The following is a 14,335-nucleotide window of genomic DNA, read 5'->3' on the forward strand; positions in this document are numbered from 1 at the left end:
CGCGGATCACGGGGTGGTCGTCCGGCCGTCGCTCAGCAGCGCGACGTATCCCTCCAGGCCCGTCCGCGCCGCCGGATAGCGGGTCAGGACGAGCGGGTCGTGTCCCGGGACGACGTCGTCGGGATCGTCGACGAGCTCGGGGAACCGCCGGTCGTACACCTCGAGGAGGCCGTCGGGGTCGTGGGTGACGGCGAAGACGTGCCGTTTCTCGTGGTTGGCATAGAAGTGCAGGGCGTCGGAGGCCAGCAGGAGCGGACCGCGGGCCGTGCGCACCCGGACCACCTGGGTGCCGCCGGTGTGGCCGCCGACGAGGTGCACGCTCAGGCCCGGGAAGAGCTCCTCGTCCTCGGCCGAGAACCGCACCCGGCCGGCGTGCACCAGGTGTACCGCGTCCACGATCTCCTCGACGCAGTAGGCGCTGGCCGTCGTCGGGTCGGCCATGTGCCGCCCGACGACGAACTGCAGCTCGCGCTCCTGCACGTGGAAGCGGGCCCTCGGGAAGAGGCCGAGGTTGCCGGCGTGGTCGTAGTGCAGGTGGGTGAGGACGACGTCGTCGACGTGCGCGGGTTCGACGCCGAGCGCGGCCAGGCCGGTGCCGACCGAGTTCAGGACGCTCCGGCCGCGGCGGACACCCTCCGCCGGGCCGAACCCGGTGTCGACGACGACGGTGCGGTCGGCCGACCGCACGACCCAGACGTAGTAGTCGATCGGCATCGGGCCGTCGCAGGCGCACCCGCCGAGGAAGTTCTCCGACGCGCGGCGGTCCATGTGGCCGTACCGGACCGCGAAGACCTCGTAGGTCGCGCCGTTCACGGCGCGTCCGGGCCGTCCGCGCGCACCTCGACCCCCGCCCACCCCTCGACGAGCCGGGCGATGCTGGTGAAGTCGGAGTCCGCCCCGAGCTGGTCACGGGTCTGCCGCCACATCTGGTGCACCACCGATCCGACCCACAGGGGCACCTGGAGGCTCGCGGCCTCCTCGGCGAACAGCCCCAGGTCCTTCTCCATCAGCCCGGTGGCGAAGCCGAAGTCGAAGGTCCCGGGCAGGACCGAGCGCGGGAACTTGTCCTGGGTCGCGCTGTTGCGGCCCGAGCCGGCGTTGAGGACGTCGAGCATCATCCGCGGGTCCAGACCGGCCTTGGCCCCCACCGCCATCGCCTCCGAGGTGGTCGCCAGTGCCGCCGCGGACAGGTAGTTGTTCACCAGCTTCATCGCCTGCCCGAGGCCCGGCTCCGTGCCCACGTGGAAGACCTTCCCGAGGACGGAGAGCACCGGCTGCAGCGCCGCGAAGTCCGCGGGCGGCGCGGACACCATCACGGCGAGCGTGCCCTTCTCCGCACCGCTCGTGCCCCCGCTCACCGGGGCGTCGATCGAGGTCACGCCGCGGGGCCCGAGCTCGTCGGCCAGCCGGCAGGCGGTGCGGGTGCCGGTGGTGGAGAGCTCCACCACCCGGCGGACCGCGCCACCCTGCGCGATGCCGTCCGGCCCGAGCACGACGTCGAGCACGATCGCGGGCGTCGGCAGGCTGGTGAGCACGACCGCGGCGCGGTTCGCGACCTCGCTGGCCGATCCCGCCGCCGTCGCCCCGAGGTCGACGAGGGCCTTGACCGCCTCGGCATCGACGTCGTACACGACGAGGTCGTGCCCGGCGCCGACGAGCCGGGCCGCCATGCGCGACCCCATCCGGCCGAGGCCGACGAATCCCAGTTCCATCTCGCTGTCCTCCGTCAGGGATGCGGGGCGATCAGGCCGCGGGCCCGGTCTCGGCCTCGAGGACCGCCTGGGCGGTCTTGAAGCCGTCCAGCGCCGCCGGGAACCCGCAGTAGGCCGCCACCTGCAGGAACACCTCGCGGATCTCCTCCGGGGTCACGCCGTTCCGCAGCGCGCCGCGCAGGTGGGCGCGGAGTTCGTTGGGCCGGTTGAGCGCGCTGATCATCGCGATGTTGATCAGGCTGCGGGTCTTGCGTTCGAGGCCGGGCCGGCCCCACACGGCACCCCAGCAGTACTCGGTGACGAGGTCCTGCAGCGGTGCCCCGAGCTCGCCGGCCGCCGCGAGCGCGCCGTCGACGTACTCGTCGCCGACGACGGCGCGGCGGATCTCCATGCCCTGCTCGTAGGTGCTGTCGTTCACGAACGTCCTCCTCGTGGCCGAAGGGGCAGGTCGAGCGTGCGGGGACGACTCACCACGAGGCCTCCCCGACCGCGCGCTCGTACTCCTCGTCGGACACCTCGTGCAGCCACTCGGTGGGGCCGAAGGAGTACGCGGTCTGGGTCAGCAGGCTGTCCGGGCCGGCCCCGTGCCAGTGCACCTCGCCGGCCGGCGTCCACACGCTCTGCCCGGCCAGGACCGGCCCGCCGAGCCCGTCCTCCCGGACGACGAAACCGCTGCCGTGCGTGGCCACGATGAGCTGGCCGCCCTCGTGCCGGTGCCAGTAGGTCCGGGCCCGCGGGGCGAAGGCCACCAGGTTGACGACGGGGTCGTCACCGGAGATCGGATCGGCCCAGACGTCGCCGGTGAAGGTCTCGGTGCGGCGGACGCTGGGCTTCCCCGAGCGTCCCGGGATCAGATGCATGCGTGCGTGCTCCTGTTCGGCGGTCGGGGATCAGGACCGCGTCGTCGCGTTGCCCGGTGTGGGCGCGCCGACCGGCCCGCGCTGCGCGCCGGGGCCCAGGTCCCGCCGACGGGTCTCCGGCAGCACCCGCCACAGGACGATGGTGCAGACGAGGGCGACGCCCGCCATGTAGACGGCCGGCAGCCCCACCCCGACACCGGTGGCGGCGAGCGCCGCGGCGATCAACGGCCCGGGTCCGGCGATGAGGGCCGCACCCAGGTTGTAGCCGATCGCGCTGCCCGTGGAGCGCATGTGGGCGGGGAACAGCTCGATCAGCATCACGGTCGTGGTGCTGTTGTGCATGGCCTCGAAGATCCCGAACAGCACCAGGCCGAGCACCGCGACGACCGGGTTGCCGGTCGCCATGAGCAGGAACGCGGGCACGGCGGACACGGCCAGCCCGGCCCCGCCGATGAGGGACACCGGCCGCCGGCCGACACGGTCGGACAGCGCACCCATGACGGGGCACAGCGCCGCGTACAGCAGCGCGCCGACGGCGACGACGAGCAGCGCCTCGAAGCGGTCCATCTTGACCGTGACCGTCAGGAAGGTCGTCACGTACGTCGCGATGTAGTAGAAGCCGAGCACGGTGATGGCCGAGAGGGCGAAGGAGATCGCGACGTTGCGGCCCCCGCTGCGCCCGACCGCGCGGATCGGCGCGGCGGCGATGTCACCGCGGGCCTTCAGCTCCTGGAAGACCTCGGTGTCCTCCAGCTTCATCCGGAGGTAGAGGCCCACGAGGGTGAGCGGGAACGCGGCGAGGAACGGGATGCGCCAGCCCCAGCCGACGATGTCCTCCGGCGCGACCGTGGACTGGATGAGCAGCGCGGAGCCGGCGCCCACCGCGACGGCGAGGGCAGCGGTCATCGGGATGACGCTGGCGGTGACGCCCCGCCGGTTCGACGGCGCGCTCTCCACCAGGAACGCGGCCGAGCCGGTCCACTCACCACCCGCGCTGAAGCCCTGGACGCAGCGGAGCAGCACCAGCAGGACCGGCGCGGCGACGCCGATCGCGGCGAACGGCGGGAGCAGCGCGATGAGGGCGGTCGCGACGCCCATGAGGACCACGGAGAGCATCAGCGCGAAACGGCGGCCGCGCCGGTCGCCGATGGCACCGATGACGAACCCGCCCACGGGCCGCATCAGGAACGCGACGCCGTACACCGCCAGGGCGGACAGCAGCGACGCCGTGGGGCTGGAGCTGGGGAAGAAGTTCGCACCGATCGCCGTGGCGAAGAAGCCGTAGATGGCGAAGTCGAACCACTCCATGAAGTTGCCGACGCCGGCGGCGACGAGGCGCCGACGGCGGTCCGGACCGGTGGTGCCGGGCCGGCTGACGGATGCTGACAAGAGACTCACCACTTCTCTGGGATGGCCTTGACGGCAGCGGGCGGCGGCTCCGCCGCCCGGTCGATCAGCGCTCGTACTTGTCGTGCAGCAGCGCGAGGACGGGGAGGAAGTACTCGGCGAAGCTGGCCGGGTCCTCGGACATCGGGAAGTGCCCCTTGCCGGCCATCTCGACGAGCTGCCCGCCGAGTCGCTCGGCCGCCGCGCGGCTCATCTCGGTGGTGGCCGAGTAGTCGTACTCGCCGCTGAACACGTAGAGCGGGCAGCGGGCGGCGCCGAGGGAGTCGGCCACCCGGGGCAGGTCCTGTGAGTAGAAGTAGGTGTCGCCCTGGTAGATGCCGGGGCCGGACTGCGCGTAGCCCCAGAGCGTCTGCGCCGCGGGACCCGCGGGGCTGGTCGGTGCGATCAGTCCGCCGACCCAGCTGGTCAGGAACAGGGAGTGGTCGACGTCCGCGCGGTTGGTCCAGTCGACGAACCGTGAGGGGTTGCCGAGCCCACCCTCCAGGGCACACACGCCGGTGAACCGCTCGCCGTGCTCGGCGGCCAGGTACAGGGCGATGGCCCCGCCCATCGAGCACCCGGCCAGCACCGGCCGCTCCAGCCCGAGGCCGTCCATGAACGCCAGCACCGTCGCGGCGTAGGTGGCGGTCGTGAGCCGGTAGGTCTGCCGCTGCCAGTCGGCGGGCGGCTCGGACCGGCCGTGCCAGGGCATGTCGAACGCGTAGACGGTCCACTGCGCGGTGAGCTCCGGGTCCTCCAGCAGGTACCGGAACTGCCGGGAGTCCGCGCCCGCGGTGTGCAGGCACACCAGCGGGGGCCCGGTGCCGGCCGACTCGAAGTACAGGCGCTGGGACCGGCCCTCGACCTCGACCGTGAGGTAGCGCCCGACGACGGGGCTCAGCCCGGGAGCGGGTGCCGCGGGATCCGGGCGCCGCTGCGGGGCGGTGGTCACCGTGTCGCGCAGGGCCGCCAGGACGCGGTCGACGACGAGGGCGGCCCGTGCCCACACCGCCCGGTCCCCCCGCACCGGCGCACCACCGGAGGTCGCCACGAGCGCCTGTGCGGTGGTGAAGCCACGCGGGCACGGGGTGCTGCAGAAGGCCGTCCACTCGGACTCGCCCACCAGGAACTCGAAGTCCCAGGCGTCGTTGATGCCGGTGGCGGGAACGACCTCGACCGCCGAGCCCGTGGACCGCAGTCCGAACGACAGGTCCGGCAGCTCGAACAGCCCGCGCCAGGCGCCGGTCGGCGGCAGGCCCGCGAGCAGGGTGCCGAGGTCGAGGCTGAGCAGGTCGTCGTGGCTGATCGCCATGGGGTCTCCTCGTCACTGAGTTCCGCGAAAGGTTGCGTCACATAGATGCAGCGTGTCCAATAGAGGAATTCTGTCGTGTCCATAACTCGGAGTGATGCGTGGAGACCCGCCAGCTGCAGCACTTCCTGGCGATCGCCGACGCCGGCACGTTCACCGCCGCGGCCGAGCAGTTGCACATCTCCCAGCCCGGCCTGTCCTCGTCGATCCGCGCCCTCGAGCGCTCGCTCGGCACCCGCCTGTTCGTGCGTACCCGCAAACGGGCGGAGCTCACCGAGGCCGGTCGGGAGCTCTACTCGGGCGCCCGGCGCGCCCTGGCCACGCTCGATGCGCTCGAGAGCCAGGTCCGCCGCGGACCGGGGGTCACGAAGAGCACGCTGCGGGTCGGGTGCATCCCGTCGTTCGCCGGGCTGGACCTCGCGGCCCTGATCAGCCGCTTCATCGCGCGCAACCCGGACGTCGACGTCGACGTGGTCGTCGGCATGCCGCTGAGGCACTTCGCCGATCTCGCGAACGAGGTCATCGAGCTGGCCTTCGTGACGATGCCGCTGGAGCCCCCGGAGGGCATCCGCCTGACCCCGCTGGCCACCTACCCCATGGTGCTCGCCTGTCCGGCGGGTCACCGGCTCGGCAAACAGGCCTCCGTCGAACTGGCCGATCTCGCCGACGAGGCGTTCGTCGACTTCGACGTGGACCTGGCGGCGCGCCAGCTCACCGACCAGGCGTTCGCGGCCGCGGACATCACCCGCACCGTGCGGGTGACGTGCAACGAGATCGGTTCCCTGCTCGAACTCGTCGCGCACGGTCTCGGGATCGCGATCGTGCCGCGCCCGCTGGCGATCGCCACCCGCGTGCCGGTGGCGATGGTGCCGCTCGCGAACGCCTCGCTGGTCTGGACGGTCGCGGCCGCCACCCGGCCGGCCGGGGTGGCGACCGAGGCCGGGCAGGCCTTCTGGAACCTCATCGCCGACGCCGCGACGCCGGTGAACCAGAAACGGACCTGAGGAAGACGCCGCGGCGGGCCCACCTCACAGGGCCGTCCACGCCTCGGCGATGACGAAGCTCCGGAAGCGGGGGGCTGTCCCCGGCACGTCGCCGCGTGTCCCAGGAGTCTCAGGCGTCGATGATCGCGACCGCGCGGGTCCAGCCGGCCGAGGCGGCGTGGACCTTGACCGGGAAGCACGAGATCTCGAAGCCGGTGGCGGGGAGGTTCTCCAGCCCGTGCAGCTTCTCGAGGTGGCAGTAGCCGATCTCCCGGCCGACCCGGTGCCCCTCCCAGATGACGGACGGGTCGTGGTCGACGGCGTAGCGGGCGGCGGTGTGCACGAAGGGGGCGTCCCAACTCCAGGCGTCCGTTCCGGTGAGGCGGATTCCGCGCTCGAGCAGGTAGAGGGTCGCCTCGCGACCCATGCCGCATCCGGAGGAGACGTAGTCGTCGTGCCCGTAGCGGGCGCCGGCGGCGGTGTTGACCACGACGATCTCCAGCGGTGAGAGCCGGTGCCCGATGCGGTCGAGCTCGGCCTCGACGTCGGCCGCGGTCACCACGTAGCCGTCCGGGAGGTGCCGGAAGTCGAGCTTGACCGCCGGTTGCAGGCACCAGTCCAGCGGGACCTCGTCGATCGTGATCGCCCGCGCCCCGCCGTCCATGGTGGCGGAGTAGTGGTAGGGCGCGTCGAGGTGGGTGCCGTTGTGGGTGGTGAGCCGCACCCACTCGGCGGCCCAGCCCTCCCGGTCCGGCAGGTCGTCGACGGTGGCGCCGGGGAAGAAGGCGAGCAGGTCGGCGGCCGTCTGCGCGTGCGTCCGGTACTCGATCTCGGGGGTGAGCCCCGGGGGGTCGGAGGCGATCCCGTTCTCCAGTGGCACGGAGAGGTCGACGAGTCTGCGCATGGGGTCCTCGCTCCGTCGGATGTCGTTCAGAGGCCGGGCCGCAGGGGGATGACGTCGGTCCCGGCGACGACGGTCTGCCGGGTCTGCCCGAGCCCCTGGCCGTGCAGGGCGACGATGTCCCCCGGGCGGAGCCATCGCCGGAATGCCGCCATGTCGGGGGTGTCGACGTGCTCGAGCAGACAGCCGCCGGGGACGGTTCCCGACCCGATCACCTCTCCGGGAGTCAGGTCGACGCCGCGCGAGACGTAGGCGAGGAGCTCACCGAACGTCCAGTCCATGTCGGCGGGCGAGCCCCGGGTGAGCTCCTCGCCGTTGACCGTCGCCCGGAGCTCGAGGGCGAGCCTGCCGTCGTGCCGGTACTCCTCCAGCTCGTCCACGGTCACGAGGGCGGGCCCGAGGGTGACCGCGCTGTCCTTGCTCTTGCCCATGCCGATGCCGAGGGCGAGGTCGCGGACCTGGTGGTCGCGCGCGGTCCAGTCGTTGAGGAGCGTGTAGCCGACGATGTGGCTCTCGGCCGTGACCGGGTCGAGGTCCCGGCCGGCGCGCCCGATCACCGCACCGAGCTCCAGCTCCAGGTCGAACATGCGGGATCCCGGCGCGACCGGGACGTCGTCGTACGGGCCGACGACGGCCGAGGGGTTGGAGAAGTAGAACGCCGGACCGCGGGACCAGGCGGGGTGCAGCTCCTCGCTGCGCCCGAGGGCGCGGTAGCAGCCACGCAGGTGGTCGAGGAAACAGAGCCCGTCCCGCAGCGACGGCGGGCGGGGGAGCGGCGCACACAGTCGGACGTCGGCCAGGGGGCGGACCTCGTCCGGCGCCCGGCGGGCGGTGCCGCTCGCCTCGGCCAGCGCCTCCCCACCGGCCTCGACGAGGGACAGCAGACTCACGCCGGCACGGAGCCCGCGCACGGTCTCGCCGTCGAGGACACCGGTCCGGAGACCGGCGCCTCCGTCGTAGGTCACCCATCTCACGACGACAGACCTCCCCGGTCCTTCGCCGCGCGGACGGCCTGTTCGTGGTACTCGCGGGCGACCGGTTCGATCGCCGCCCAGGCACCCGGCGGGGTGCCGGGGAGCTCGCGTCCGGCGTCGCGGAGCCGGCCGAGGATCCGCTCGGCGGCCGAGTCGGCCTCTGCGGTGAGTGCGGCCAGGTCGGTCCCGGTCAGGACGCCGTCGCGTTTGACGATCATGCCGTCGACGAGCACGGTCCGGACGTCGGCGGCCGTGGTCTGGAAGACGAGGGTCGCGTACGGGTCGACGCGGGGGTGCTGCTCGAGCGCCGGACCGCCGACGAGGATCAGGTCGGCGCGCTTGCCGGGGGTCAGCGAGCCGATGCGGTCTCCGAGGCCGAGGGCGTCGGCAGCGTTCACGGTGCTCCAGTCCAGCGCCTCCCGCGCGGTGACCGACACCGCGTCCGGCATCGCCCCCGCGGTGTTGATCGGGAGGTCGGCGTCCGCGCGGGCGTAGCCGAGGCCGAACCGCAGCTCGTGCCAGAGGTCGCCGCTGTTCAGCGAGACGACGTCGGCGGACAGCGTCGGCCGCACCCCGTGCTCGCGGCACCGGGAGAAGACCGGGCGCCCGAACCCCATGTTCATCTCGGTCTCCACCGAGATGGACACCTTCCCGCCGCTGCGGGCGATCGCCTCCCACTCGGCGTCGCCGAAGCTGCAGCAGTGCACGTGGACCATGTCCGGTCCGAGCAGGCCGAGGGCCTCCATCTCGGTGATCCCGGTGGCGAGGACGCTGCCGAAGACGCACCCGGCGTGGTTGACCAGCAGAGCTCTCCGCTCCCGCGCGGCGGTCAGCTCCGCGACCGTGTCGTCCCAGGGGAGGCCGAAGATCTCCGACAGCGAGACCCCGAGGGTGAGCAGGCCGTCCGACGCGAAGTAGGTGTCCGCAATGCGGTGGAAGTCGGCCACGCGGGCCGCGTGGCCGCCGAAGCGGGTCGCCTCGGGCGAGCTCTCGAAGAAGCCGTAGCAGAACGCTGCCCGGATCCCTGCCTCCTGCAGCCCCCGCACCGCGCCGTCCGCGTGGTCGGGGGTGTTGTTGCAGTGCGAGAAGTCGAGCAGGGTGGTCACGCCGGCGTTCAGCGCGTCGACGGCGCCGTAGCGGTTGCCGAGGCGGACGTCGTCGGGTGTGTACGCGGGGGAGACGCCGAGGCGGATACCGAAGTAGTAGTCGCCGAGCGTCCAGTCGCCGCAGACGCCGCGGACCAGCGACTGCCAGGTGTGCCGGTGGGTGTCGATCAGCCCCGGCAGCACGAGGTGCCCGCTCGCGTCCACGACCTCGGCGTCGGTGACCTCGAGGGAGGGGGCAACCGCGGTGATCACCCCGTCCTCGATCAGCACGTCCCCGACCGGCAGGTCCCCGAGAGCGGGGTCCATCGTCAGGACGTGGCCGTTGCGGACCACGGTGCGGTGTGTGCTCACGGTTCCTCCGAAGCGTCGTCGCCTGCGAGGAGCCTGCCCGGCCGCAGGAGCCGGATCATGTGCCGAAACGGTTGCGATCGGCCCGGGCCGCCGGGCTACCATGCGCCGCCGAGGAGGATGGTGGGACGTGGACGTCCAGGCACTGCGCTACGCCCTCACCCTGGCGGAGGAGCTGCACTTCGGGCGCGCCGCCCGGGTCCACTACATCGCCGCCCAGGCCTTCGGCCGCCGGATCAGGGCGCTCGAGCACGAGCTCGGAGCTCCGCTGTTCGAGCGGACGAGTCGCCGCGTCGCCCTCACCTCCGCCGGGGAACGGTTCCTGCCGCGTGCGCGTCGGGTGCTGGCCGGGATGGACGAGCTCGTGCTCGCGGCGGAAGGGGACCGCTCCGAGCCGGTCCTGCGGATCGGCGTCCTCGGCTTCGGGCTGGCCGACCGCTGGTCCGCCACGCGCGCACTGCTGGCCCGGCACCGCGCCGACCTCTCCCTGTCCTACGTGGAGCTGGACTGGGCGACGCAGTACGACGCGGTGCGGACCGGCGAGGTCGACGTCGCCGTCGTGCACGACGTCGGTGGTGCGGACGACCTCCTCGTCGAGCGGGTCATGGACGCGGAGCGGTACGCCGTGGTGCCCGTCGAGTCGGAACTCGCCGCCGCCGAGCACCTCACGGAGCCCGACATCGTCGACCGGCCTCGGGTCGCGCCGGTCGGCCAGCCCGGACTGGCCGACTGGGGCGGCGGGTCTTCACGAGGTGGAGTCGAGGTGCGCTCGCCCGCGGCGGTCGCCACCGCGGTGGCCGCCACCGCCAGGATCGGGCTGCACGCCGAGCCGGCGATGCGGTTCTACCCGCACCCCGAGGTCCGGTACCTGCCACTGGACGGGCCCGGGGCGGTCGTGGCGATCGCCTCGCGGGTGGGGGACCACCGCGACGCCGTCGCGGCCTTCCGCACCGCGGTGCTCGCGAGCGCCGGGATCGAGCGGCTCGGTCGCCGTGCCGGCGGGTGAGGTGGCGGGGGTCCTGCCGGCCGCGACGTCGACCGCTCACGTCCCGAGTAGGCGGCCCGTCCCCCGGTTCCGTCGGTAATGCCGCGCGACGCGGGCGCGGTTGCCGCAGCTCGCGGAGCACCATTCCCGGCGCGGATGGTGGCGGACGAAGTAGAGGACGCAGCCGGGGGCGAGGCAGGCGCGCAACTGCGCTGCCTCCGGGCCCGTGAGGAACCGAACGGCCTGTTCGGCCAGCGTGGCAAGCAGCACCCGGTCGGGGGGCGCGTCGCTGCGGATCTCGCGGACCGGTGCCTCGCCGGGCGCCCAGCGCAGTGACGACCAGGTCGGGGCGTCGGCGCACGCCTCGTTCAGCACACGGAGGGCGGCGCCCCGGGTGGGGACGGCGGATTCCGCGGCCTCTCGAGGATCACCGGTCCGTTCGGCGGCGAGCCGGCGCAGCGCGTCCCGGAGGAGCCGGAGGCGGTCCAGGTCGACCCGGTCCGGTGCCGGCGGAAGGGCCGCGGACAGCCAGCCGAGCGCCTCCTCCTGCGTGGCGAGGCTGTCGTGGAGGCCGGTCCGGTCGGCCCGGATGGTGTTCATCAGCTCGACGGGCAGCGGCTCACCGCGCTCGGCGATGTCCATGGCCCGACCATACCTAACGGATGGAGTCCTGTCTTGCCATGTGAAGTAGCACGTGAGACGCTGTGTCCTAACGGCAGATACCGCTACATCCGTTAGGGGAAGTCATGGACCGTCGGACCGGGTTCCACTCGGGCGAGCTCGCCGTGCAGCGCCGCGCGGGCGTCGACCGGGACGCGGCGCGGCTGATCGGGATGCTGGACGCGCCCGATCTCCGTGGGGGCCTGGCCCGGTCCCTCGCCGAGCGCACGTTCCTCGCCATCACCGCGCACGACCGGACCGGACGGTTGTGGATCACCCCGTTGGTCGGGTCGCCCGGGTTCGTCGAGGTTCGTGGGCCTGCCGACCTGCTCGTCCACGCCGTGCCCCCGCCGGGTGATCCGCTCGAGGGTCTCGGCGCCGGGCAGCAGGTCGGGATCCTCGCCCTCGATCCCGCCCGTCGTCGGCGGGTCCGGGTCAACGGGACGCTGAGCGGCGCGGACGAGCGCGAACTGGCCGTTCATGTGGATCAGGCCTACGGGAACTGCCCCCGGTTCATCCACCCACGGGACCTGGAGCCCGCACCCGTCCTCGGTCCGCCGACGGTCCGCCGTGGGCAGGCACTCGCTCCGGCCGACGTCGACCTGGTCCGCCGGGCCGACACCTTCCTGCTCGGCACCAGCCATCCCACCCGCGGTGCCGATGCCTCCCACCGTGGCGGGCGCGTCGTCGTCGAGGACGCGCGGACCCTGTACTGGCCGGACCTGCCGGGCAACAACATGTTCAACAGCCTGGGCAACATCGCGGCCGATCCGGCGGCAGCGCTGGTGTTCGTCGACTTCGCCACCGGCGGAACCGTGCACCTGTCCGGCCAGGCGGAGATCGACTGGGCGGAGGAGGGCCGGGGCGTGCGGTTCACGGTCGAGGCCCTCGTGTCCGGTCCGACACTCGCTCTTCGCGAGCGGCGTGAGGAACACTCGACGGCGTAGCCCGCGTCGACCGGGAAGGCGACCCAGGTGACGTGGCCTCCTTCGTCGCAGGCCGCTCTCCCGGACGGCGACCTGCCCGAGGGTGCCCTGCCCCCTTCTGCGGCGCGACCACCGCGGCGGCGAAGGAGGACCCGGGCAGAGGTAGGGGCGCGCCGTCGTGGGAGGCCGGTCGGGCACCGCGCGCACGGAGCATCCCGCCCCCCGAGACGGCGGCGGTCGCCGACGCATCCCGGTGTGCCACCGCCGGATAGCGCCCCCGGCCCCCACCGGCCCGATCGCGCCCTCCTCACCGCCGCTTACACGCGTCCTCAGTCAGTCGACGTGCTCCTTCAGCAGGTCGTCGATGCAGCGGTCGATCTGCTCCCGGTCACGGTCGGCGAGGCAGAACATCGCGAAGTGCGCCCACAGCGAGTCCACGACCCGGAACTCGCTGTTCGGGATCAGCCGCTGCTCGGCCTCGCAGTCGTCCGGCGGGAAGAACATGTCCCGGGAGAACGGCACGACGTACGTCTTCGCCGTGATCCGGCCCAGTGCGTCGGCCAGGTCCCCGCCCGTGTGCAGGCTGACGTCGCCGTGGCGCCACTTCCACCCCATCCAGATCAGGTTGTTCGGGTCCATCGGCGCGAAGTAGTTCTCCCAGAACCGGTGCAGGAAGTCCTCGAGCGAGCTGAAGCCGTAGGCCCGGTAGGCCTCGGAGTTGTAGAACTCCGGGCACAGCCCCATCACCGACCAGATCTGGGCATGGCGGCGCAGCCCCACATGGACGTCGCTCTGGTCCTTGTAGAACCCGCCGTTCCACGCCGGGTCGGACTTCAGCGCGTCCTCGTGCGAGCGCACGAAGAGGTAGTCGTGCGCGGTCGTCCTGGCCGTGCCGGCGAAGGGGAGCGCCCGCTTGACCATGTCGGGGTACCGGACGGCCCACTCGTAGGTCTGCTCGGCACCCATCGACCAGCCCAGCACGAGCTCGAGGCGCTGGATCCCGAAGACCTCGGTCACGAGCCGGTGCTGTGCCCGCACGTCGTCGGCGATCGTGACGTGCGGGAAGGCGCCGCCGTTGAACGGGGGCGGCGTGTTGCTCGGCGACGACGAGAACCCGTTCGCGAACTGGCCCGGGAAGATGACGAAGTATCGCGACGGGTCGAGCGGGCGCCCCTCCCCGACGAAGATCTCCATCGACGCCGAGGTCCCGGACCACATGTGCGGGAAGAGGACGGCGTTGTCCTTGGCCTCGTTCAGGGTCCCTCGGGTCTTGTAGGCGAGCTTCGCGTTCGGCAGCGTGATCCCGCCGGTCAGCTCGAAGTCGCCGAGGTCGAGGTACTCGTGCGGACCGTGGTTCTCCTCCGAGTAGTAGTTGCCCATCGCTCTGGCACTCCCTCCGGACGGTCGCGGTTGTGATGCCGCTCACAGGCTCCCGCTGTCGGAGGTCGAGAGGGACCGCCGACCATCGCAATACGGGCCGGCGACACCGCCGTCCGGGCGGAATCACTCCCAGGGACCGAGGGTCGTGGCGTGTGCGCTGCGACGCGAGGAGGCGCGCTCGCACCGCTAGCGTGGCGGGGTGCGGAGCTGGAGCATCGACGCGTACCTCGCACGCCTGGCGGCCCGGGACCCGACACCCGCGGGCTCCGCGGTCGCCGCACTCACCCTGGCGCAGGCCGCCGCCCTGCTGGTCATGGTGGCCCGGTTCCGCGTCGACCGGGACCACGGGGTCGCGCAGAGCGTGCTCGCGCGGGCGGAGGAGCTGCACGAGACGGCGCTGCGCCTCGCCGAGGCCGACATCGAGGCCGTCGCCGAGGTCGCCGCGGCCTACGCGCTTCCCCGATCCACCGAAACGGAGCGGACGCGGCGGGCCGCGGCGATCGCCGACGGCCTCCTCGCCGCCGCGGGTCCGCCGGCCGAGCTCGTCCGGGTCGGCGCGGAGCTCGTGGGGGAGTGCGAGCGGATGGCCGAGGTCGGGACCGGGGCCCTCCTCGCGGACGTGGCGGCGGCCGCCGACGCCACGGCCGCGGCGTTGAGCATCAGCCGCACGAACGTGGAGGCCGACATCGCGCCACGCCGCGGGACCGAGGAGGCCGAGCGCCTCGCCGCCGCCGTCGGACCCGTCGACGACCTCCTGCACCGGGCCGCCCGGGTCCGCGACGACATCCGCCGTGCGCTCGCATGA

15 protein-coding genes are annotated in these 14,335 nt (G+C 72.8%); 4 read left to right on the plus strand and 11 right to left on the minus strand.

From position 1 onward, the window contains the following. Positions 1-6: 6 nt before the first annotated feature. From ABD990_RS29495 to ABD990_RS29520, 6 genes are all read right to left on the minus strand, one after another. Positions 7-813, minus strand: a complete 807-nt coding sequence (locus ABD990_RS29495) for an N-acyl homoserine lactonase family protein (protein WP_345384052.1) — start codon at positions 811-813, stop codon at positions 7-9. Continuing rightward, positions 810-1,730, minus strand: a complete 921-nt coding sequence (locus tag ABD990_RS29500) for an NAD(P)-dependent oxidoreductase (RefSeq protein WP_345384120.1) — start codon at positions 1,728-1,730, stop codon at positions 810-812. The genes ABD990_RS29495 and ABD990_RS29500 overlap by 4 nt, the downstream gene beginning before the upstream one ends. Positions 1,731-1,743: 13 nt before the next feature. Further along, positions 1,744-2,130 (minus strand): carboxymuconolactone decarboxylase family protein, encoded by a 387-nt coding sequence (locus tag ABD990_RS29505; protein ID WP_345384053.1) that lies wholly within the window; start codon positions 2,128-2,130, stop codon positions 1,744-1,746. Between the two features lie 49 nt (positions 2,131-2,179). Continuing rightward, a complete protein-coding gene (locus ABD990_RS29510) occupies positions 2,180-2,572 on the minus strand; it encodes a cupin domain-containing protein (RefSeq protein WP_345384054.1) in 393 nt (130 codons plus the stop codon). Between the two features lie 30 nt (positions 2,573-2,602). Next, positions 2,603-3,961, minus strand: a complete 1,359-nt coding sequence (locus tag ABD990_RS29515) for an MFS transporter (protein WP_345384055.1) — start codon at positions 3,959-3,961, stop codon at positions 2,603-2,605. A gap of 64 nt (positions 3,962-4,025) precedes the next feature. Further along, a complete protein-coding gene (locus ABD990_RS29520; protein ID WP_345384056.1) occupies positions 4,026-5,270 on the minus strand; it encodes an alpha/beta fold hydrolase in 1,245 nt (414 codons plus the stop codon). A gap of 98 nt (positions 5,271-5,368) precedes the next feature. Between ABD990_RS29520 and ABD990_RS29525 the strand changes: the two genes are divergently transcribed. Then, on the plus strand, positions 5,369-6,271 hold the full coding sequence (locus tag ABD990_RS29525; RefSeq protein WP_345384057.1) for a LysR family transcriptional regulator: 903 nt from the start codon (positions 5,369-5,371) through the stop codon (positions 6,269-6,271). 109 nt (positions 6,272-6,380) lie between these two features. Here ABD990_RS29525 and ABD990_RS29530 read toward each other — a convergent pair whose 3' ends face one another. The 3 genes from ABD990_RS29530 to ABD990_RS29540 form a co-directional block, all read right to left on the minus strand. Then, complete coding sequence (locus ABD990_RS29530) at positions 6,381-7,154, minus strand: cyclase family protein (RefSeq protein ID WP_345384058.1); 774 nt, start codon at positions 7,152-7,154, stop codon at positions 6,381-6,383. A gap of 26 nt (positions 7,155-7,180) precedes the next feature. Then, positions 7,181-8,041 carry a fumarylacetoacetate hydrolase family protein gene (locus ABD990_RS29535; RefSeq protein WP_345384059.1) on the minus strand — a complete coding sequence of 287 codons (861 nt, stop codon included), beginning with the start codon at positions 8,039-8,041 and terminating at the stop codon, positions 7,181-7,183. An 80-nt stretch (positions 8,042-8,121) separates the two neighbouring features. Then, entirely contained in the window at positions 8,122-9,582 is a 1,461-nt protein-coding gene (locus ABD990_RS29540) for an amidohydrolase family protein (protein ID WP_345384060.1), read from the minus strand. Positions 9,583-9,709: 127 nt separating this feature from the next. Here ABD990_RS29540 and ABD990_RS29545 point away from each other — a divergent pair, with 127 nt between their 5' ends. Continuing rightward, entirely contained in the window at positions 9,710-10,585 is an 876-nt protein-coding gene (locus tag ABD990_RS29545) for a LysR family transcriptional regulator (protein ID WP_345384061.1), read from the plus strand. 36 nt (positions 10,586-10,621) lie between these two features. On the opposite strand, the gene ABD990_RS29550 is transcribed toward ABD990_RS29545, so the two are convergent. Next, positions 10,622-11,206 carry a CGNR zinc finger domain-containing protein gene (locus ABD990_RS29550; RefSeq protein ID WP_345384062.1) on the minus strand — a complete coding sequence of 195 codons (585 nt, stop codon included), beginning with the start codon at positions 11,204-11,206 and terminating at the stop codon, positions 10,622-10,624. A 104-nt stretch (positions 11,207-11,310) separates the two neighbouring features. On the opposite strand from ABD990_RS29550, the gene ABD990_RS29555 reads away from it, so the two are divergent. Continuing rightward, positions 11,311-12,171 (plus strand): pyridoxamine 5'-phosphate oxidase family protein, encoded by an 861-nt coding sequence (locus ABD990_RS29555; protein ID WP_345384063.1) that lies wholly within the window; start codon positions 11,311-11,313, stop codon positions 12,169-12,171. A gap of 312 nt (positions 12,172-12,483) precedes the next feature. On the opposite strand, the gene ABD990_RS29560 is transcribed toward ABD990_RS29555, so the two are convergent. After that, positions 12,484-13,530: an alpha/beta fold hydrolase gene (locus ABD990_RS29560; protein ID WP_345384064.1), complete on the minus strand. Its 1,047-nt coding sequence runs from the start codon at positions 13,528-13,530 to the stop codon at positions 12,484-12,486. Positions 13,531-13,729: 199 nt separating this feature from the next. On the opposite strand from ABD990_RS29560, the gene ABD990_RS29565 reads away from it, so the two are divergent. Continuing rightward, positions 13,730-14,335, plus strand: coding sequence for a cyclodeaminase/cyclohydrolase family protein (locus ABD990_RS29565; RefSeq protein ID WP_345384065.1), 606 nt, complete (start codon positions 13,730-13,732; stop codon positions 14,333-14,335).

Source organism: Pseudonocardia yuanmonensis, assembly GCF_039542425.1.
In the GTDB taxonomy this organism is placed as follows: Bacteria; Actinomycetota; Actinomycetes; order Mycobacteriales; family Pseudonocardiaceae; genus Pseudonocardia; species Pseudonocardia yuanmonensis.

Excerpts from the sequence above, each read along its gene's own strand:
- ABD990_RS29555 (WP_345384063.1), top strand. The coding sequence starts at position 11,311 with ATGGACCGTCGGACCGGGTTCCACTCGGGCGAGCTCGCCGTGCAGCGC.
- ABD990_RS29560 (WP_345384064.1), bottom strand. The coding sequence starts at position 13,530 with ATGGGCAACTACTACTCGGAGGAGAACCACGGTCCGCACGAGTACCTC.
- ABD990_RS29550 (WP_345384062.1), bottom strand. The coding sequence starts at position 11,206 with ATGGACATCGCCGAGCGCGGTGAGCCGCTGCCCGTCGAGCTGATGAAC.
- ABD990_RS29530 (WP_345384058.1), bottom strand. The coding sequence starts at position 7,154 with ATGCGCAGACTCGTCGACCTCTCCGTGCCACTGGAGAACGGGATCGCC.
- ABD990_RS29520 (WP_345384056.1), bottom strand. The coding sequence starts at position 5,270 with ATGGCGATCAGCCACGACGACCTGCTCAGCCTCGACCTCGGCACCCTG.
- ABD990_RS29510 (WP_345384054.1), bottom strand. The coding sequence starts at position 2,572 with ATGCATCTGATCCCGGGACGCTCGGGGAAGCCCAGCGTCCGCCGCACC.